The organism is Stenotrophomonas sp. MH181796 (genome assembly GCF_009659995.1).
Classification (GTDB): Bacteria; Pseudomonadota; Gammaproteobacteria; order Xanthomonadales; family Xanthomonadaceae; genus Stenotrophomonas; species Stenotrophomonas riyadhensis.
The window spans coordinates 197,122-216,188 of the sequence record NZ_RAHU01000008.1 but is presented as its reverse complement, the minus strand read 5'-3'; the positions used below and the strand labels follow the sequence as shown (position 1 = coordinate 216,188).

General features: G+C 59.4%; 18 protein-coding genes. 9 read left to right on the top strand and 9 right to left on the bottom strand.

Annotated features, from left to right (window positions below; all coding sequences use genetic code 11):
- Positions 1-74 precede the first annotated feature (74 nt).
- Together D5301_RS20260 and D5301_RS20255 are read right to left on the bottom strand one after the other, a co-directional pair.
- On the bottom strand, positions 75-782 hold the full coding sequence (locus D5301_RS20260) for an AbiV family abortive infection protein (protein ID WP_075675695.1): 708 nt from the start codon (positions 780-782) through the stop codon (positions 75-77).
- A gap of 342 nt (positions 783-1,124) precedes the next feature.
- The gene (locus D5301_RS20255) at positions 1,125-1,418 is read right to left on the bottom strand and encodes a metalloregulator ArsR/SmtB family transcription factor (RefSeq protein ID WP_049441866.1); all 294 of its coding nucleotides are present in this window, start codon (positions 1,416-1,418) and stop codon (positions 1,125-1,127) included.
- Positions 1,419-1,589: 171 nt separating this feature from the next.
- Between D5301_RS20255 and D5301_RS20250 the strand changes: the two genes are divergently transcribed.
- The 8 genes from D5301_RS20250 (at position 1,590) to D5301_RS20220 (ending at position 6,550) form a co-directional block, all read left to right on the top strand.
- Positions 1,590-2,531: an MBL fold metallo-hydrolase gene (locus D5301_RS20250; RefSeq protein ID WP_228756464.1), complete on the top strand. Its 942-nt coding sequence runs from the start codon at positions 1,590-1,592 to the stop codon at positions 2,529-2,531.
- On the top strand, positions 2,528-2,968 hold the full coding sequence (locus D5301_RS20245) for a hypothetical protein (protein ID WP_005420838.1): 441 nt from the start codon (positions 2,528-2,530) through the stop codon (positions 2,966-2,968). Before D5301_RS20250 ends, D5301_RS20245 begins: the two co-directional genes overlap by 4 nt.
- Positions 2,965-3,396 (top strand): YeeE/YedE family protein, encoded by a 432-nt coding sequence (locus D5301_RS20240; protein ID WP_075675696.1) that lies wholly within the window; start codon positions 2,965-2,967, stop codon positions 3,394-3,396. Before D5301_RS20245 ends, D5301_RS20240 begins: the two co-directional genes overlap by 4 nt.
- A complete protein-coding gene (locus D5301_RS20235; RefSeq protein ID WP_075675697.1) occupies positions 3,393-3,830 on the top strand; it encodes a TIGR01244 family sulfur transferase in 438 nt (145 codons plus the stop codon). The genes D5301_RS20240 and D5301_RS20235 overlap by 4 nt, the downstream gene beginning before the upstream one ends.
- A gap of 18 nt (positions 3,831-3,848) precedes the next feature.
- Entirely contained in the window at positions 3,849-4,610 is a 762-nt protein-coding gene (locus D5301_RS20230; RefSeq protein ID WP_083663114.1) for a sulfite exporter TauE/SafE family protein, read from the top strand.
- Between the two features lie 4 nt (positions 4,611-4,614).
- Positions 4,615-4,956, top strand: a complete 342-nt coding sequence (locus tag D5301_RS24305) for a hypothetical protein (protein WP_228756463.1) — start codon at positions 4,615-4,617, stop codon at positions 4,954-4,956.
- 26 nt (positions 4,957-4,982) lie between these two features.
- The gene (locus D5301_RS24515) at positions 4,983-5,156 is read left to right on the top strand and encodes a TonB-dependent receptor (RefSeq protein ID WP_232463067.1); all 174 of its coding nucleotides are present in this window, start codon (positions 4,983-4,985) and stop codon (positions 5,154-5,156) included.
- Positions 5,157-5,527: 371 nt separating this feature from the next.
- Positions 5,528-6,550: a serine hydrolase domain-containing protein gene (locus D5301_RS20220; RefSeq protein ID WP_269767708.1), complete on the top strand. Its 1,023-nt coding sequence runs from the start codon at positions 5,528-5,530 to the stop codon at positions 6,548-6,550.
- Between the two features lie 91 nt (positions 6,551-6,641).
- Here D5301_RS20220 and D5301_RS20215 read toward each other — a convergent pair whose 3' ends face one another.
- From D5301_RS20215 to D5301_RS20205, 3 genes are all read right to left on the bottom strand, one after another.
- On the bottom strand, positions 6,642-7,886 hold the full coding sequence (locus tag D5301_RS20215) for a DUF2254 domain-containing protein (protein ID WP_083663081.1): 1,245 nt from the start codon (positions 7,884-7,886) through the stop codon (positions 6,642-6,644).
- A 122-nt stretch (positions 7,887-8,008) separates the two neighbouring features.
- Positions 8,009-9,988, bottom strand: coding sequence for a choline BCCT transporter BetT (gene betT, locus D5301_RS20210; RefSeq protein ID WP_049468424.1), 1,980 nt, complete (start codon positions 9,986-9,988; stop codon positions 8,009-8,011).
- Positions 9,989-10,039: 51 nt separating this feature from the next.
- Entirely contained in the window at positions 10,040-11,137 is a 1,098-nt protein-coding gene (locus D5301_RS20205; RefSeq protein ID WP_075675700.1) for a hypothetical protein, read from the bottom strand.
- Positions 11,138-11,389: 252 nt separating this feature from the next.
- Between D5301_RS20205 and D5301_RS20200 the strand changes: the two genes are divergently transcribed.
- On the top strand, positions 11,390-11,758 hold the full coding sequence (locus D5301_RS20200) for an H-NS histone family protein (RefSeq protein ID WP_075675701.1): 369 nt from the start codon (positions 11,390-11,392) through the stop codon (positions 11,756-11,758).
- Positions 11,759-12,432: 674 nt separating this feature from the next.
- On the opposite strand, the gene D5301_RS20195 is transcribed toward D5301_RS20200, so the two are convergent.
- The 4 genes from D5301_RS20195 to D5301_RS20180 form a co-directional block, all read right to left on the bottom strand.
- Positions 12,433-13,662, bottom strand: a complete 1,230-nt coding sequence (locus D5301_RS20195; protein WP_139319639.1) for a hypothetical protein — start codon at positions 13,660-13,662, stop codon at positions 12,433-12,435.
- A 112-nt stretch (positions 13,663-13,774) separates the two neighbouring features.
- The gene (locus tag D5301_RS20190) at positions 13,775-14,713 is read right to left on the bottom strand and encodes an AAA family ATPase (RefSeq protein ID WP_228756461.1); all 939 of its coding nucleotides are present in this window, start codon (positions 14,711-14,713) and stop codon (positions 13,775-13,777) included.
- Positions 14,714-15,033: 320 nt separating this feature from the next.
- Positions 15,034-16,035, bottom strand: coding sequence for an AAA family ATPase (locus D5301_RS20185; protein ID WP_049441968.1), 1,002 nt, complete (start codon positions 16,033-16,035; stop codon positions 15,034-15,036).
- A complete protein-coding gene (locus D5301_RS20180) occupies positions 16,035-18,455 on the bottom strand; it encodes a DDE-type integrase/transposase/recombinase (protein ID WP_075675703.1) in 2,421 nt (806 codons plus the stop codon). Before D5301_RS20180 ends, D5301_RS20185 begins: the two co-directional genes overlap by 1 nt.
- Positions 18,456-19,067 lie beyond the last annotated feature (612 nt).

Genomic DNA, 19,067 nt, shown 5'->3' with positions numbered 1-19,067 from the left:
TGATCTTCTTCTAGAAGTGAGTTGCGATTTCGCACATGCCTCTCGATGAAAGAAGCCACTCATCCTATTAAGAACTAGCTCCCAGTTTCGGGGTGTTTTTCAAGCTGCAGGCGCATCTGTTCAACAATGGTCTCGATGATGGCCTCATCGTTCAACTGGCCCTTAAAGTCCATTGCCTCAGTATTGTCTAAGAAAGCTCTTGCCACCATCGCGAATCGCCCTGGATCCGCCTCGATTCGCTTTAGTAAGCGAATAAAACCCTCCCCTCGGCGGAGGAAGTCCGCATTTAAGTACATGCATGCAGAGGCAATTTCCTCGTTAATAGTATTAATTGGAGCGCTGAAAGAGCCGTCCTTATAGTCTACGTACAACCCTGTGTTTTTTATTTCGTTCATTTCCTTGTGAAATTTGTCCTGGAACTTTTTGAATTCCGCGCGGGCGGCATCCCAGTCGCGACACTCGCGTGCAGATCGTTCTTCGTCCGTTGGCTCTGCGTTGTACGCGTTTGCGTGGTTCTTTACTTTGTGGTCGCGAAAGCTCCTCGTGAGCTGAGCCTCATTGAAGTCGTTCCCTGTGAGGATCGATACAACCGCGCCACCTAAAATGTCCACTTTAGAACACTCCTCCATCGAAATTTGGTGGAGTGTAGCGGCGCGGGCGAAGGCACCGCTTTTCCCAAGAGTCTGTGCCTCCGAGTACAGAGCGATAGCATTCGTGTGGATCAATTCCGCGCCCACGATCAAGCTCTGCATGCGCGACATCGTGTCCTTAGCAACGGTCATGTTCTAATCTTTTAGGTTGGCAAGTCGCTTGGCGACTGAATAGTACATGAGTGGCTCCTCGCGCAAGAGAGGAAGATAAGCAGGTGTCCCAACAAAGCAAGAAGCTTTGGCGCACATAAAGCTGTGCAATAAATCGCACAGGATGCAGTGCGCAGCCCCCTCTCGGGGTGTCTGCTTTCGGCCATAAGCAGACATCCACCCCATCCCTGATAAACATCCCTAGGCCGCAGCAGACCTCGAGCCTGCTGCGGTCAATTGGTTTTGGGGCAGACTACGCCAATGGCCTAAATTCCCCTAGGTCAGTGAGTCTAGCTCGTCCCTTCTAGGACGCCTTAGGCCACTTCAAGTTGATGCATCGTCCGCACAGAAAATCCCATGCATCGCGCCCAGCAGTGCTGCAACGCGCGGGTCTGCCATGCGGTAGATGATCGACCGCGATTCCCGCCGGGTCGCTACAAGCTTTCGTTGGCGGAGTTCGGCCAGTTGCTGGGAGAGCGCCGGCTGTCGAATGCCAGTTGCGTCCTCAAGTCCGCCCACCGTCATTTCACCTTGCGCGAGCTGGCATAGCAGCAACAGGCGCGAGGGGGTGGCCATGAAGCGCAGCAACTCGGCCACTTCGGGCACGCGCTCCTTCATCGTGGCTAGGTCAGACGGGCTGAATGGGGGGCTGGTCACAGGCAATGGCAACTTGGGCGGCTGAGGTGATGCGAACACCATGGGTAACCCGTTCAATCTAGCATGTTTCAATAGTTGCACATATTACGTAACTATGTAATTCTCAGGCCACGAAGCCTCCTGGAGCCAGTCATGATCCCATCCGTAGAGACAGACGCCCCCCTGGAGCAGGCTGTGCGCCTAGTCAGCGATGCGCGTGCCGGCCTGCTTCCCTCGCCTTCCGTGAAGACGTTCTTCGATCCTGCTACGTTCACTGCCAGCCACGTCGTACGCGATCCAACGTCTTCAGCGTGCGCCATCATCGACAGTGTCCTGGACTTCGACATGGCCGCAGGCCGCACGTCCACGTCCTCCGCATCGGCGTTGGTGGACTACGTACGTGCCGAGCGCCTGCAGGTTCAATGGTTGCTGGAAACCCACGCGCATGCCGACCACCTGTTCGCGGCTCCATGGCTGCAGGAGCAGGTGGGAGGCGCGCTGGCTATTGGCGAACACATCACCGCAGTCCAGGAAACCTTCGGCAAGGTCTTCAACGCCGGCACTGCATTCAAGCGGGATGGCAGCCAGTTCGATCGCCTGTTCGCCGACGGTGCCTCCTTCCGCATCGGTAATCTGCAGGCGATGTCGCTGCACGTGCCAGGCCATACCCCCGCTTGTCTGGCGTACGTGATCGGCGACGCCGTATTTCCTGGAGACACGCTGTTCATGCCGGACTACGGCACCGCCCGATGCGACTTTCCAGGTGGCTCGGCGCGCCAGTTGTATCGCTCGATCCAGCGCCTGCTGTCCCTGCCCGACGCCGCCCGCGTATTCCTGTGCCATGACTACAAAGCCACCGGCCGGGACCATTTCGCATGGGAAACAACCATCGGTGCCGAAAGGACAACAAACATGCATGTGCACGAGGGCGTGAGTGAAGCCATGTTCGTGGAACTGCGGGAGGCTCGTGATGCCACGCTTCCGATGCCACGGCTGATCCTGCCGTCAGTGCAGGTCAACATGTGCGCCGGCCATCTGCCCGAACCCGAAGAAAACGGCGTGCGCTACCTCAAGCTGCCGGTGGACCTGCTATGACGCTCTCTCATCTGGCCTGGTATTGGCCGCTCGCTGGCGGTGCCATGATCGGAACAGCGGCCGGAGCCTATCTACTCCTTCTCGGGCGCGTTGCTGGCATCTCGGGTCTGCTTGCCAGGACACTGGGCATGCCGGGTGACGGCGGACGCAGCAGTGCTGCCCTGTTCCTGGCGGGACTTGCCCTGGCGTCAGGCTTGGCAATGGTGGCCAGGCCCATACCCCTGCCGGCGCTCTCCGCAAACGGAGCAGTGGTATTGGTGATTGCCGGACTGCTGGTGGGTTACGGAACTCGCCTTGGCGCTGGCTGTACCAGTGGGCACGGTGTCTGCGGACTAGGCCGGGCATCGCCGCGTTCGGTGGTGGCGACCTGCGTGTTCATGCTCGTGGGCATGGCCACGGCAACCCTGGTACAGATTGCGACCGGAGGCCCGGCATGATCCGTCCTGCCGCGTTCCTGTGCGGCGCACTCTTCGGATTGGGCCTGGTCGTATCCGATATGGCCAACCCAGCCCGCGTGCTTGCTTTCCTGGATGTGAGCGACGCCTGGGACCCCTCCCTGGCCCTGGTCATGCTGGGCGCACTGATTCCTTCCGGCGCAGCCTACCTGTGGATACGCGCCCGAGGAACACCACTGCTTGCCGCATCGCTGCACATTCCCACCCTTCGCATCATCGATCGGCGCCTGGTCATTGGTGCGGCGATATTCGGCCTGGGTTGGGGACTGGCTGGCGTGTGCCCCGGCCCAGCCATTGCGTTGCTGGGAACCGGCCAGCCCTTCGCGATCATCTTCGCCACGGCAATGATCGCTGGTGTGCTCCTGCATGGCCTCATTCATCGCCCCACTACAACTACGGGACAACCATGAACCTCAAGCCACTATCTGCCAGCCTCAAGGTGTCCGGCCAGCTCCTGCCAGGGAATATTGAAGCCCTGAAGGAGCAGGGCATTGCGAGCGTGATCTGCAACCGGCCCGACGACGAACAGCCGGAGCAGCCCAGTCACCATGCGCTGCAGGCTGCCTGCCACCAGGCGGGCATGCAGTTTGCCTATCTCCCGGTGGTGCCTGGCGTCATTACCGATGATCAGGTGAAGACCTTTGCCAAGTTGATCGACGCGCTGCCGCGCCCTGTTGCCGCCTACTGCAGAACCGGCACCCGTGCTGCGATGCTTTGGGCGCTGTCGGAAGTCGTTCACAATGGAGCGGCGTTTGCCGACGTCCTGTCTGTTGCTTCGGACGCAGGCTATGACCTTTCCTCCATCGCAACACGGCTGCAGCAAGGACCGGCGTCCGGCGGCTGACATATGGAAACGCTATCTCTGCTGCAGTGGGTGCTGGGCGGCCTGTCTGGCGTCCTGGTCGGCTTCGTCCTCGGGGTGGTTGGCGGGGGCGGATCCATCCTGGCGGTACCACTGATGCTCTACGTGGTCGGAGTGGAAGATCCGCATGTGGCTATCGGCACCAGCGCCCTGGCAGTGGCGGTCAATGCGGTGTCGAATCTGGTGATACATGCCCGTAGAGGGAATGTTCGTTGGCCCTGTGCCTCGGTCTTCGCCCTGGCGGGGATCGCGGGCGCCTACCTGGGTTCCAGCTTGGGCAAGGCGTTCGACGGCAAGAGGCTGTTGGCGCTGTTTGCTGTGGTCATGATCATTGTCGGCATCGCCATGCTTCGCAGGCGCAACACGCTTGGCTTCGCGGACGCTCGGCTCGGCAGACGCAACGCGGCCGCACTGATTGGGCTGGGCGCCACCGCCGGCGGGCTTTCCGGCTTCTTTGGAATTGGCGGAGGGTTCCTCATCGTGCCCGCACTGGTGGCCGCGACGGGAATGCCGATCATCGCCGCCGTCGGAAGCTCGCTCGTCGCCGTCGCCGCATTTGGCATGACCACCGCATTGAACTACGCGCATGCAGGTCTGATCAACTGGAAGCTCGCGGCAGTCTTCGTCGTTGCCGGAATGGCTGGCGGTACTGCAGGAGCAGCAACTTCGACGAAGCTTGCCAGCTATCGTGGAGCCCTGAACACGGTATTTGCAGTACTGATCTTCATTACTGCCGCATACATGCTGTGGAAGGTGAGCTGACCGGATGTATGCCAGCCCCCGCCAAGGCCTACGTTGGGTCACCTTCACCGAGGGCGGCGCGCAGCAGGAGCAGTTCAACGATGAAACCCAGCGCGGCCCGATCCTCAATGCCACCTGGCGGCCGGACACCGCGCTGGCCGAGCTGGTGGTGAATGCTGGTGTGGATGGCCAATGGCAGGACAACATCGTCCAGCGCTACCGCACCGTGCAGCGCCAGCGCCAGCGCCAGGCTACCCTGCGCGACTGGGACTTCGATCTGGATACGCGCGGTGCGTACGTGCAGGCGGTGATATACCCGATCGACCGGCTCAAGCTGGTACCGGCGCCCTGCGCTGGACGTCGCTGAAGTCCGTCGAGAACAGCAATATCGGCGTGGCCAACGGCAAGACCCTCAGCCATGTGTCTCCCCACTTCGGGGCAACGTACGATCTCGCTCCCGGCATCGCCCTGTTTGCGGGCTACTCGACCGCCTTCCGTGCACCGTTCGGCTTCATCGGTCTTGCAACGCCGGAGCCTGAAACGTCCACCAACGTGGAAGGGGCCTGAAGCTGTCACTGCTTGGGCGTGGACTTTCCGGCGCCGTTACGGTATTCCGGCAGAAGCGCGAAGACGTGGCGGTATCCGAGACTGTCGAGCTGCATCCGCGTTTTCAAGGTTGGTTGGCCTCGCGGCTAAGCTCCCGATCTTGAGCTCCCAGCCGGCCCGACGACGTGGGACCGCCTCATCGCGTGCACAGCGAATGCCATCCGTAGAGACGGGGAAAGTCGGCGCGTTGGAAAGGGTCCGTCAATAGTCGTGGCTGTCATTGTCCCTATATCATCGCCACCTACGGAGCCAACAACTCATCGCCGATGCCGAACGCCCCGACACGACGCCGCCTCTGTACCGCCCTGCTCACCGCAGGTGCTGGGCTGATTGTGCCTGGCGTCCGAGCAAGCAGGCGACTGTCTGGGAGCCGCCAGTCGTTGACGGCCCTGCTTGAGGCTGAGCACCAGCCGGGAATGGCTGCAGTCGTCGTGGAGCGAGGACGGGTCGCCGAAACAGGCACTGCGGGACTGCGCAGGGATGCCAGCGCCGCGCGGGTCGATCGGCATACCGTGTTCGAAATCGGCTCTATCACCAAAGTATTCACTGCCCTGCTGGTGTTCCGGCTCCGGCAGTGGGGCTGGCTTGATACGGACGCCCCTATAGGACGCTACTTGGATGCACTACCAGTGGCATGGGAGCCCATTGCACTGTCGCGCCTGCTGAGCCATACATCCGGCATTCCGAACTACCTGAACGAGCGCAACTTTCTCGAATTGATGCCGATGGATCCTGCGCCTAGAGAACTATTGGCAATGGTCGGGAAAGCGCCCCTCGAGTTCGCCCCAGGAACACGATTCGCTTATTCGAATACGAACTACATACTTCTCGGCCTTGCCATTGAGCGGGTGACGGGCATGGACTACTGGCAGTTTCTGCAGGACGAAATCCTGGGGCCGCTGGACATGCGCGATGCCGGGCCCCGTCGCACCGGCGACCGCCGCAGCATTGCCCAAGGACACCTCTACCAGGATGGACATTGGCTCGATCCGCCCCTCACCGCACCGGGCTCCGCCTGGGCTGCTGGAGGGCTGCTCGCCAGCATCGACGACATGGCACGTTTCGCCGTAGCGCTGGACCGGGGCGATCTGCTGCCCCATACATTGCTGCGTGAGATGTGGCGCGGCACACGCCTTGCCGACGGTACCACAGCCAGCTGGGGCGCTGGCTGGGAGTTGGCTGAGGACGGCGACGTGGTGGGGCATGGCGGCGGGACGGCAGGCTTTACGGGATACATCCGACACGTTCGTTCGCTGCGGCGAACCGTCGTAGTGCTTGTCAATCGCGCTGGAGACATCGGCCCGCAGGGCATCGCTGAGCGCCTGGACTTAGGGTTGCGCGCAAGCAAGGGCTGAACCGCCCGGGTACCAACTCACGCTCGCTAGCAAGCCCAATTCAACCAGCTGCCACAGGTTGTCCCCAGCTTGAGAGTACCTCGCAGCAGGATCATCGCTCCAACGCCGCGGCTTGAATTGCCCTTCGATCAAGTTCGAATTCGAGTGCTTGGATAGCTCGGGACAGTGCTGTACGGGCGTGCTCTCCTGCCGCGTTCACAACGGCGGGGTCTGCTGACCGTGCTAGCGCCCCGAATGCCTTCTGCAGCCGGATGTTGACCTCCAGCGAGCCGGCCGCATCCCTGGAGATTGGTGTGAATGCATCCTCGAACATGTCGCGGACATCGAGGCACTGCACGTGCACATGCGGATAGAGCACATCACACGTCTCAGCGTCCCCGGTGTGGCTGGCCCATGCACAGAGCAGCCTGACACAGGTCCCGATGACGTCGATGCAGGTGCCAGGGTCGTTCACCGCAGGTGACATGGCTCGCTGGGCAATTTCCGCAAGCACGACCAGCCCGAACCGTGGGTCATTCTCGATGGAGCGCGTGTCACTGAAGGAAATGGCTGAGATCACTTCACTCTGCACTTCCGGAAGCGGGCTCCCTTCGATGGCTATCAAGGGACGGGCTGGGGTCGCGAACGTACCCGGCTGGCAGAGCAGATGAACGCGCAGATCATGTTCCCGTGCAATGCCGTCGATCCGGGCGACGTCCACATGTTCAACGTACGCAACCTGATCGCCAACCAGCAGTACCGCCCCCTCCCCTACCGGGACCGCACTGGCTCCGCCGAGTCGAGGCTCCTCGGCGCGGCGCTTCATTGCCGCTTTGGTCGCCCGCTCCACCAGATCGATGGTTTCGCCAACGCGGCCAAAGCGTGAGAACTGCTCGATAGCCCTGAGCAACGTCACTGTGATGACGATGATGACCGCGATGGTTGCCCCGAACAGCACAAGCCGGCCGCTGTCTCCGTAGATGCCGGTGCTGAGCGCGATGAGGCCCACGATCGAGAACAGGAAGGCACCAATGAAGGTGGCCAGCGCACCTTGGGCCCGGGTGTCTTCGATCAGCAGGCGGGCCGCGCGCGGGGTGGCGCTGCTCGACGCGGACCCGTAGGCCGAGACCATGGTGGACAGCGAGAAGGTGGTGACCGTCAGCATCGACGCGGCAAGTATGCCAAGAATGTTACCGACGGAATCGGCGCCGATCCGTGCGGCAAGGCCGGTGGGAATGAGGAACTTCAGGAACGCGCCGGCCAACGCCGTGATGATGCCCAGGGCGCCATACAGGGTCGAGCGGAACCACATCCGCTTTGTAACTTTGCTGGCTGCAAGCCTCAATCTGGTGAGCACGGGCAACTTCCTGGGCAGTTGCGCCATCAATAACACGGTCGGGCGCCGAGGACACGTCAACGCAGGGTCACGCCCGGCCCAAGGCAGATGCCGCTCCTCCGGGCGGCATCTGTGTACGGATTCTACGAGCGCACCTTGTCCAGGAACTGACGGTGGCGCTCGTACTGATCGAGCACATCGTGGATAAGCTGAACCTTGGTCCACCCCATGACGTCGTAGTCCTGCCCGCCCTCCCGCAGATAGACCTCCGCTCGGTAATGACGGGTACCCTCGCTGACCGGTCGACGGGGATCCTGCAGGGCGAACGTCGGCGGCTCATAGGGCTGGGGCCGTACGGAGTAGAAGAAGTCCATCTCCTCGCCATGGCCAACCTGCAGCCACGCACGACCATCCTCCCCCTTGGAGACCTGGACCGGAAGATCCTGCTTGCGCAGCTCAGCCGCAACCTCTTCCAATGCAGGAATGACGCGCTGCTCGATGAAGCCGGTCACCTCGATCTTCAACGGGTTGTGCGCCAGCAGGCGCAGGCGCGCCCGCCAATCCTCGCTGGTGCCCGGCAGGATACGTGCCTCCCGCAGGATCGAGCGCTTGGTCGCATCGAGATGCATGGCCTTCAGCAGTCCCCAGCACATCAGGATCATGACGATCGTAAATGGCAACGCGCTGGCAATGGTGGCTGCCTGCAACGACTCCAGCCCGCCGGCCACCAACAGGGCAATTGCCAGGCCGCCGACCAGCAGCGCCCAGAAGATCCGCTGCCAGACCGGCGATTCCTCCTCACCCTTCGAGGTGAGCATGTCGATTACCAGGGCGCCGGAGTCCGCTGAGGTTACGAAAAACAGCGCAACCAGGATGACAGCAAGCGAAGAGGTCAGCATGGTCAGGGGCAGGTGTTCCAGGAACTCGAAAAGCGCCATCGAGCTGTCGGTTGAGACCGCCTGCACCAACTGCTGGATGCCCTCTGCCCGCACCATGTGCAACGCGGTGTTGCCGTAGATGGTCATCCACAGGAATGTGAAGCCAAGCGGCACAAGCAACACCCCTACCACGAACTCACGGACGGTGCGTCCACGTGAGATGCGCGCGATGAACATGCCAACGAAGGGCGACCACGCAATCCACCAGCCCCAGTAGAACAGCGTCCAGCCACCCAGCCAACCGGTGGGTTCGTAGGCATAAAGGTTGAAAGTCATCGAGAACAGCTGGGAAACGTACATGCCGGTGTTCTGCACCAGTGCCTGCATCAGGTGCACGGTGGGTCCACAGACCAGGACGAAGGCCAGCAGCGCCGCCGCCAGGATCATGTTGAGCTCGGACAACCTGCGTACGCCGCTGTCCAGGCCAGCCACGACCGATCCGGTGGCCACCAGTGTGATGACGGTGATCAAGCCAACCTGGGCGAGCGTACTGACCTCCAGGCCGAACAGGTAGTTCAGGCCGGCGTTGATCTGCATGACGCCCAGTCCCAGCGAGGTGGCCAGGCCGAAGATGGTACCCAGCGCGGCAAACGTGTCTACGGCATGTCCCAACGGGCCGTGGATACGGTCGCCGATGAGCGGATACAGCGCGGAGCGGACACGCAGCGGGAGATTGTGTCGGTACGCAAAGTACGCCAGCGACAGCGCTACCACCGCGTAGATCGCCCATGCGTGGATGCCCCAGTGGAAGAAGGTGATGCGCATCGCCTGGCGGGCAGCGGCGGCGGACTCAGGCGAACCAACCGGCGGCGTGGCGTAGTGCATGATGGGCTCGGCAACGCCAAAGAACATCAGACCGATGCCCATGCCGGCAGCGAACAACATTGCGAACCAGGAACCGTAGCTGTAGTCCGGCGTACTGTGGTCAGGGCCGAGCTTGATGCGGCCGTAACTGCTGATGGCGACGCCGACGACAAAGACCAGGAAGCCGGCTACTGCAAGGATGGTGAACCAACCTGCATCGTTGGCGGCCCATGACTTGGCCGCGGTGAACCACCGCGTGGCCATTTCGGGCGCGAAGGCGGCAAGCGCGAGCAGCGCGATGACGATGGCTGCCGTGGGAATGAACACCTGCGGAAGGATCCGCTGGCGAACGGGGGGATGTTGCGGAGCCGTGCTCTGCATGGATACCTCCGTGTTATTGGGTGGAAGAACCTGCGGCTTGCGCGAGGCCGATCAGAAGTAGAAGCCGATATTGAGGTTCAGCCGCGAATGCCAGCTGGAAGGCCCTCCTTCGTCGATGCCGATACCATCACCACCAGCAAACCACATGTTGCGGCCAGCGATCCAGTCGACATAGGTGAGCATGATGCCTTTCTGCAGGCTGCAACCGGTCACGTTCTGCCACGAATCACGAAGCCCCGCGCGGTGCCCGACCGGGCGGGTCATGCTGAGGTTGTTATAGCAGGTGATGTCATCCAGCCAGCCCTTCTGGCCGAACGAATAGGCGATGTTGGCGCTTGGCACATCCGCCTGCGCTGCAACCTGGAAGGGGGATTGGAACGCCGACAGTGCGATGCGATCTCCGGGCACGTCATACCGGTACCGCGCCCACTGCAGCTGCGCGGTCCAACCATCGCGCTGCCACTGTGCATGGAGGGCCGCGCCCTGATGACCGTAGTGACGCCGTGTCTGAGTGTTCTGCACCTTGCCAGCAAACGCTGATGCGCCCAGCAACAGTTCGCCGCCGCCCCAGTCGCGCGCGCTCTCCACGCGTGCATGCAGTCGTTGCCGCTCGCGATACGGCAACGCCTCGGTCTGCGCGACATCAAAGGAGTAGCGATCGTAGCGAGCCCCGGACCCGTATTCGTCTCCGGAGAACCAGCCAAGATGCCAAGTTGTGCTGCCGCTGCGGTGAATCACTATAAGGCCCGGATCGTAATCATCCTCGACGCCCAGGTAGTAGCCGGAGCCGAACCAGAAACTCTGCGAAACGGTAGGGAGCAGCCCGAACGGGACTTGCTGGATACCTACCTTCAGCTGGGTAGCATCGGAGAACTGCCAGCCCGCGTACGCGTGATGCACGGCGTCGAAACCATCGTACCAGCGGTACTGGGCAGAGAAGGAAAACGGTCCGGTTCCAGCGTCAAGATCTGCGCGCAGCAGTTCAAGCTGCAGGCGGCTGGTCGGCCCGTAGTCGAGCCAGCCATAGTTGAACCTGACGGCGCCTCCTGGATCAAAGTAAGGATCTCTATGGAGGTTATCCTCAGAAGCATCTGCAGCCAGCGAAGTTCCCGCCAACGCGGCAGCGACAATGAAGGGAATTGATCTCACGGTTATGCGCCTTGCCTCCCTGATCTGCTACGGAAAGCACTTGAGTCTAACGTCGATTCATCCAATGCCTCAAACTGGCGTTCTCAAAGAACTCTTGGCGACGCCACGTGAAAATCATGTGCAGTGAGAGAGTAGCTAACACGATCCACTTTTTAGTAGTCGATCCTGTGATTGAGCGACTCATAGTGGATGTGGAGTGACACGCAATGTCATTTGAGAATAGGCTAGGGCCTCGACACCGGGGAAGAATTCATGACTATTGATATCAGCGGCCTTTCTGCCAAGGAACTTCGCTCACTGATTGCTCAGGCGGAGAAGCAGCAGTCCAAAGTGCTGTCACGCCCTAAGGCCACAGCGATGCGCGCCAAGATCAACAAGTACGTCAAGGATCATGGATACACGATAGAGGAACTCTACGGCGCTTCAGTGATCGTGCCCTCCGAAACCGCCAAGAAGCGAGGTGATCGGAGGTCTGCCAAATCGACAGTGCCCAACACCGCCCCCAAGTACCGCAATCCTGCAGTGCGCGGCCAGACGTGGTCCGGTCGAGGGCGGCAACCGCGATGGATAGCCGAGCTGGTAGCAAGCGGAAAATCACTGAATGACTTCCTGATCAAGTAGTGATAGCGGGGCAGCCGTACACCGGTACCGCAGCAAGTCCTGAGAATCATTAGTCATCAGATCGAACAGGATGCTGGTGCGCGGAATGCCCTGCCAGGTTGGCGATCAAAGATTTCAGCTAGTCGCAGTTGATGTGACAGCGGGCGAACAGCAGGCGCTCCCCTTGCCTTTGGAGAGTGCGCTCAGGCAGCAATGATTGCAGTATCCGCTTCTGGCCAGAAGCGGACCTGGATCAGGGCCAATGCGGCCGGGATAGCTTCGGGCCGCTGCGATCCTAGGCAACTCGGTCACTTCACCAGGTTCCAAGAGACGCCGGTGTCGAGCGGTACAGCCTACTAGCGTCAGCGAAAGCAACGGCGTTAGGTCAAAGTTGCGTCGGATCCGAAGGATTAGAGCCCTCATGGCAAACCCTCGTCATGTGAACTCTCGCTAGAATCAGCTAAACCTCCGGGGCGGCAATGGCCAGTAGAAGTCAGCTTCGCCAAGCAATCATTGAAGCTCAGGCTTCGCTACGCTTGGAGGGCCTGCCCATCGGAGATCGAGATGATGACATCTATGCCGCAGCCATTGATGGTTCGCTCCGTAGACCGTTGCGCGATCTGGTCTTGAAGCGTATTCGCGCCGAGTTGGGGCTGGCTCACGAGACGAATGAAAATTGACAGAGGCCGCGAGGGCTAGGCGACGCTATGTCGTCGCCGGCCACCAGACGGCTGTTTTCGTAAGCGGTTTTCACTTAGCGCCTTCAGCACGTTTCGTGCTCCGAGCATCACCGAGAATCCCACATCCAGCGACACATTGCATCGCTGGCCGATTTGCTTGGCTGCCTGCTGAAGTTTGCGGTGGGATCCCGCTTGGTCTGCATCTCCTTCAACCATCTGTAGCGCAAGATCCATTGCCCTGTTCAAGTGAACTCTTTGACTGTACGGACCTTGCTCTTCGTATCTCAATTTGTACTCCTCGTAGACGTCAAGGTGCATCTCTCGTAGCAACTGCCTATTGAGCCTGAAGCGTCTAAGTACAACTTTCATCTGCGGCACATAGTGGTCTTTCTCGGATGCTTTCAGAACATCTGAAAAGCATTTGGCACATCGCTCGAGCCGCTCCGCATGCCTCCCAACAGGTAGCTTTAACGTTGCATAGCTAAACCAAAGATCCAACAGCGGCTCGGAAGCCGCCGCATCCGGGCTTAGCAAGATGTCGCGTGCTGAGATGGACTGGAGAGCGCAGAGATTGACAATGGCACGAATGGTCGTCCGACCCCTGCTCAAGTTCTTGGTAGCGCGGTAGAATTCCGCCTTGAGAGCGTTAGGATATGCCCGCCTCATCGGATGGCCGTCAACGAGCAGTTTCACGAATCGAACATAGTTTTCGAAGGGAATCTGGGGTTGTGAGGGCGTCGCGCAAAGTTCGATTATGGATGCAAGCTGCTGCTGACCCCATGCCTCGTCGCCAGTAATCGCTGCGGCGGCGCCATCACCGGAAAGCGATTGCTTGCATTTGTGGCATCTTCTGCGCCGCTGGTAGTCTGTTGAGCTCGGCTGGTCCGCGCCACACCTTGAACAGGTGGTTTCGAGCTTGCATTTATGCAGGTCACACTCAGCTTGAATGTCGACGATCCACGATAGCGGCTCATATGAGAGATCATCGTCCCAATCGCGGTAGCACACTGGGCACCAGCGGCGGCGCGTTGTGTCTCGGCCTCCTCCGTAGGTTGCCAGTACGTCCTCCAAAACCCAGAATGTGCCGCACTGCAGGTCGTCCTGGGCGGTCAGCATCTTGAGCGTGCTGATACGGTGACTGAAGTCACGGCTGGGACCGCAATACTTGCCCGAGCCCATGACTTGTCCTCTACGCCCACCAGCAATAGCTGGACCGACTATCGACATCATATTGGCCATGGTCACGCCGACTGTCCACGCTTGCCGTAGAACGTAGTGCTCCAAGGATTCAACTCGCGACGTTCCCACACCCTTCAATTGAAGTGGAGGCAAGGACGACCAGGTAAATCGGTGAATGCTAGACTTCACGGCACACCTCCCCATAAGAGGAGGCCCAACTAGACTTGAGTTGTTTCGCTCTGGCTGTGACGCTTCCAGCTTCCATTGCATCCTCGAATTCCTCGATATCTCGCCAAAGGTTGGCAAGATCGTTGTCTGAATAGTAGGAGGCCTCTATGTGACGTTTAAGGATCCGCTCGCTTCCTTCCTGCTTGGCCGCATCCGCAGCTCGCGACAGAAGTTGAGCCACCTCTCCATAGACACCTCCCGTCGCGACCAGTAGATCCGCCGCCATTCGAATCAATAGGTCCTGTTTAGAGAAATTGTGCCTTTCGCTTAGCGACATAAGGAGGCGCAAGAATGGAGCCCGGTCCTCCTTTCTTCTAACGCTATATGGCGGAACCCATATAGACGTCACACTTCGGCGAAGCTCGGATCCGATCGACCAGAGTTGAACTGCCCTGTGGATTCCGCTCATTATCAGCATCGACCCGGCGGACTCTGCTAACGTCATCAAGTGCAATGCATGGTCTGCAGGTGACTTGTCTTTGTGATTCACCAGAAGCGCTGATATTTGATCGATAGCGACATACTTGCAGTCACGCGCAATCATGGACCGCCTCACAGACGACCAACACTCCGCTTCGGTGAGCCTGAGTTGATACCGTCCAAGTTGAAGGTCTCTGTCGCGCACTTCGGCTTGAATGTCCGAAGGGGGAATTGACCGAGGTGATCTGCCCTCCAGCGCCCAAGTCAGAGTCGGCGCGTTAAGCTCTTGCAACAACTCGCGGGCGAGATATCGCGAACTGAAGTATGCTCCAACTGGCAAGCACGCAAACGTCTCGATGGCAGGAACTTTTCCCTTTTCCCACAGGTTTGGATTCCCAAACATCTCACGCATAACGCTCCGACGCATCGTGGTCTTCCCTACACCGGACGGACCGATGACGTAGACCATATGCCCCGGTCTGTGATTGTCTAGGGCTGCCCTCAGTCGATCTCGCGGCCGTCTGTATGCTGAGTGCTGGAGAAGTTCCATCAGAAATCCTCCGCTTTGTCGAGCGCTTCTACACCTTCCTGCGAAGGGCCTATATCTTGGCCCTCGTGACTGGTGGATTCCGCTAGCTCTGCCAGGTGGGAGAGGAGTGCAATCGCAATGATTAATGCAGCCGCGAACCGCCTCCTGGCGTGCAGTTTTCGCGCGAGATCGTCGCGCCGCCGCCTTGCATCGGCGCCCCACCGGAACTGATTTGAGTCGGTAGTCACCATTTCCTTCCCTCAGGTTGGAGATCCCCAGCGCGCCTTCACATGTTCTGATCGCTCAGTGACACTGCCGGCAACCATGCTCATCTCAAAGGCGTCGATGTCCCGCCATAGATTCCTAAGATCCTCACTTCCGTAGTAGGAGATCTCGATGTGTCGCTTGAGAATTCTGTTGCATCCCTCCTGCTTCGCAGCAATATCTGCCCGCCCCAGTAGTTCGACCACCTCAGCGAATACGCCGCCGGTAGCGGCAAGGATATCGTTGGCCATCCGGATTAGCAGATCATCCTGTGATAGCCCGTAGCGAGTGGCCAATGACTTGAGCAAACGAAGGAACGGCAGTTTGTCATCCCGACGCTTATCGCTATATGGAGGCACCCAAACAGTTGTGACTCGGCGTCGCAACTCGGAGTTGACCGACCACAACTGCGTGGCTTTGTGCACCCCAGTCATAACGAACATCACGCCTGTGGCTTCAGCTATCGCCATCAGATGGAGGGTGTGGTCAGCGGGGGACTTGTCTCTGTGGTTGACTAGTAGCGCTGTGACCTGATCGATTGATACGTACTTGCAACTACGCGCTCTCAGGCTTCGCTGCACCATCCCCCAGTACTCGCCTTCTGTCTGTCTTGTTCGCGCTAAGGACGCCCACTCCGATGTTGCTGCGGCGAGCTCGCGTCGTATTCGCAGTTTTGCATCCTCCCCGAGATAGCTTCCGTCCAGTAGCCACGCCAACGTGGGCGCGTGCAACTCTTGCAGAATAGAGACAGCGAGCTGACGCGAACTGAAGTACGCGCCGTGAGGAAGTGTGGCGAATGTCTCGACCAGGGGTATCCGCCCACAATCCCAGCATGCTGGATTGCCAAACATCTCCTGCATTACCGAGCGCCTCATCGTGGTCTTGCCCACGCCCGATGGCCCAATAATGAACACCATATGTCCTGGCCTATGACGGTCGAGCGCCATTCGCAATCGCTTGCGTGGGCCCTCGTAGGCTGGGTGCTGAACCATCTTCATCAGTAGTCCTCCCGTTCATCGAACGGAACGATGTCCTGTGCGATCGCGGGTGGCACTGGTTCGATATCTAGCCTCTCATCGCTGCCGGTCATTGGAACCGGGGCAAGGTGCTCTGTTGCGGGCCTTGCCGCTTGGGCTTGCACTCGGCGTGAATGACGCGCACGGGCAACTTCCTCTTTTCTTTTTGCCGATTGTGAGCGCAACGAGGGTGCCCAGAGCAGATGAAACAATCGCTCCTGATCCGACAAAAGCGCATCGCTTTGCACTTTGTTGTGGAAGGCCTTGAACCAATTTCCGTGAACCTTCACGTAGATCACATTTGGGTCACAGCAGTCGCTACGAACTTCACTGGCATCCTCAGTTCGCAGCTCTTGTAGGAGCTCGTCGCTGGTGAACCAGCCATCGATGGTACGTACACCACGCTGCCGATCGATTCGCTTCTTGATCTCCACCTTGATCGAAGTTCTGATCAGGAATCCGTCATTCCATTCGCACGGTGTGCCTAGAGCGCCATAGGCTGCAAGCGCGTCAGCCCTTCTCTCGATCGGCGTTGTATCATCCGGGCCCGGCGTCATCGGAAGGTCGTGATAGACGAAGTTCAGGAATTCTTCGTGTACGCGGACAAAGTCCGTTCTGGCATTGTTTCGGCTCTTGAACTTGCCGTCGACCTTACGTCCCATCTGGTCGGGCCGCGTGCTTCCTTGGAATCGCTGTGCTACTTGTTCGTTGACCTGCTTGATGGCGTTCTCGGCAATGCCATTCCAGGCACTACCAGCCGTTGGTGAGAACCTTAGACTGATCTCGCCATGGCAGAAGTCCTGTAGCCAGCGGGAGGTGTTCTCCGGCCCTCTGTCCAGATGGATCAACTTGGGTAGGAAGCCCTGTCTTTTGACGTACTCACGCATGAGCAATGCCAATGCGTCGGTTCTTGCTGAGCCAAATACCAATGCATGAGCCATCGGATAGCCCGTTGCTCCATCTATGCCGATGTAGAACTTTGCTTTGCTTGCTGGGAAGCAGTGAATCAGGTTCGGCGCGCAGCGAACATCTAGATCCGACGCATCCACGTGCAGTGTGTGGCCATATCCGATCGGAGGCAGCGAGCGATGGCGAGGATCGGTGCGTGTACGCGTCGCGTGGTAGGCGCGAAAGCCGCCCGTGGATAGGGCATGGCGCGTTGGGCTCTCGCTTCTTCGTCTGGCATCCAGTCGGCCCCTACCGCAAGGCTCAACTCCTAACCGAAGGCACTCCTCTTCGAACACATAGAGCAAGTCCTTCGGTCTATGTACCCTCCCGGTGTTCCAGTGCAGCGCGATGACGGTCTCTATGGCTTGCTCGTGTTCCGGAAGCAGGCGCGATGCTCGGTTTCCGCTAAAGGCATATTTGGTAAGACAAGCCGAAAGCGCGGATCTTCCTTCGGCAACAGCCTTTCGAACCTGTCGCTGTAGAGCGCCCATCCGTCGTGTTGCGGGCAGACTTCCGGCCTCAATCAGCGCAAGCCTACTGAGTCGCTGGCGTGCCCGCTGGAGGTCGGTAGCGGTTGCGACCAGCAATGGATCGTCCACAGCTGGTTGCGACTGACCTTTGACAATGGCTCCAAACAGTAGCCCGTCCGCCTCTTTGGCCTGCTCCTTCGTGCCATACAGATGGAAGCGGTCAGTCCTAGCCACGGGAGTGCTCTGCAATGGACCGAAGGCCGCCGATCTTCCCAGCATCCAAAGCGCTAGGCGCGGTGTGAATCCGGGCACCTCGGCGAGGAGACTGTCCAGCAGTACGGGGCGCTTGGCGATTATCCGAGCTGCCTTGGATACTGCGGTAGTTTCATGTTGCTGAAGGGCATCACCGGCTACCGCGTAGCACGCTTCAAGGTTCTGGAGGTACACACCGGTTGGAGTGGGCGGTACCCAGACTCTGAACACCAGGCCATGCTGCTGTGCCCATTGGGCGTAGGGCAAATAGGTCCATACCGCGTCCTGCTTGACCCAAAGGGAGTCCGGAAGCCCCAGTTGGCTCTCCAGCCACGATAGCGGCTTGCACTCCACTAGCTCTACGTGGTCCCTGCGAAATACAAGAAAATCCACATGTGCAGTGCTGATGTGATTGCGCCCGGACGCCGTGGTGCGCTGCACGCGGCGGCATGGTACTTGTACGTAGTAGCCCAGCACCTCGGGGTCAAGCTCAAGCTCATAGGCAAAGACCAGCTCGCACGTATGGCTTTCAACTGTTCGCGCACCACCGTTCCGGATTGAGTTATGCCTAACGCGAACGTTTCTTAGCGCCGCCTTGCCTACAGTCTTTGTTCCGCTGCCGGCAACCATGCTCTCGATCTGCCGGATACTGAGCTCACTTGCCTTTATGCGGGTGTAAAGCTGGTGACGGTCTTCAAACGATAGGCCATCAGATTGAGCGTCTGTGGACATGCCGATTCCTCATGCGCACCCCACGGGACCACCGTCCAGAATGCCTGGGCGAGCCTTACCAGGCGAGTCGGACATAGGTGCCCGTGGCAGGCCTGCGCAGGCTTGACAGGGGAGTCAGGGAAGGGGAAAGTATCGGCAAGACCTGCAAAGTCGCCGATCTGAGAACCCGTGAGTCCTACCTCACGGGTTTTTTCTTTCCAACTTCCGGCAAGGGAAGTTCAGATTGGGCTAGGTCATGGGCTGCCTGCCTCCCTCGGAGATTGAGGTGCCTGAGATCGAAGGTATGCGCTGACATCGGCGGCGTGAGCGAACCATCCGCGACGACCTTGTGGACGAAACAGCGTCACTGGCAAACGACCTGTGGCGCTTGCCCGCCTAAGTGCTGCCGGGCTATTGAACCCGAGCAGTCGCGACAGGTCTTTGGCCGGCACCAGCCCGCCATAGGTTTGCGCCACCCAAGCCACAGACAATGCATCCGGCTCTTTACTTGGTAGGCTCACGTAAGCTCCAGTGATGCTAAGTTCCAGGTAACCCTAGCGCTCTACCGTAGCCTTTTCATCCAGAGAAATTGCCCTTCCAACGTCTAGTTTTTTTGGAGGTTTCCGATGGGGG

Excerpts from the sequence above, each read along its gene's own strand:
- D5301_RS20260 (WP_075675695.1), bottom strand. The coding sequence starts at position 782 with ATGACCGTTGCTAAGGACACGATGTCGCGCATGCAGAGCTTGATCGTG.
- D5301_RS20255 (WP_049441866.1), bottom strand. The coding sequence starts at position 1,418 with ATGAAGGAGCGCGTGCCCGAAGTGGCCGAGTTGCTGCGCTTCATGGCC.
- D5301_RS20250 (WP_228756464.1), top strand. The coding sequence starts at position 1,590 with ATGATCCCATCCGTAGAGACAGACGCCCCCCTGGAGCAGGCTGTGCGC.
- D5301_RS20245 (WP_005420838.1), top strand. The coding sequence starts at position 2,528 with ATGACGCTCTCTCATCTGGCCTGGTATTGGCCGCTCGCTGGCGGTGCC.
- D5301_RS20240 (WP_075675696.1), top strand. The coding sequence starts at position 2,965 with ATGATCCGTCCTGCCGCGTTCCTGTGCGGCGCACTCTTCGGATTGGGC.
- D5301_RS20235 (WP_075675697.1), top strand. The coding sequence starts at position 3,393 with ATGAACCTCAAGCCACTATCTGCCAGCCTCAAGGTGTCCGGCCAGCTC.
- D5301_RS24305 (WP_228756463.1), top strand. The coding sequence starts at position 4,615 with ATGTATGCCAGCCCCCGCCAAGGCCTACGTTGGGTCACCTTCACCGAG.
- betT (WP_049468424.1), bottom strand. The coding sequence starts at position 9,988 with ATGCAGAGCACGGCTCCGCAACATCCCCCCGTTCGCCAGCGGATCCTT.
- D5301_RS20200 (WP_075675701.1), top strand. The coding sequence starts at position 11,390 with ATGACTATTGATATCAGCGGCCTTTCTGCCAAGGAACTTCGCTCACTG.
- D5301_RS20190 (WP_228756461.1), bottom strand. The coding sequence starts at position 14,713 with ATGGTCTACGTCATCGGTCCGTCCGGTGTAGGGAAGACCACGATGCGT.
- D5301_RS20185 (WP_049441968.1), bottom strand. The coding sequence starts at position 16,035 with ATGAAGATGGTTCAGCACCCAGCCTACGAGGGCCCACGCAAGCGATTG.
- D5301_RS20180 (WP_075675703.1), bottom strand. The coding sequence starts at position 18,455 with ATGTCCACAGACGCTCAATCTGATGGCCTATCGTTTGAAGACCGTCAC.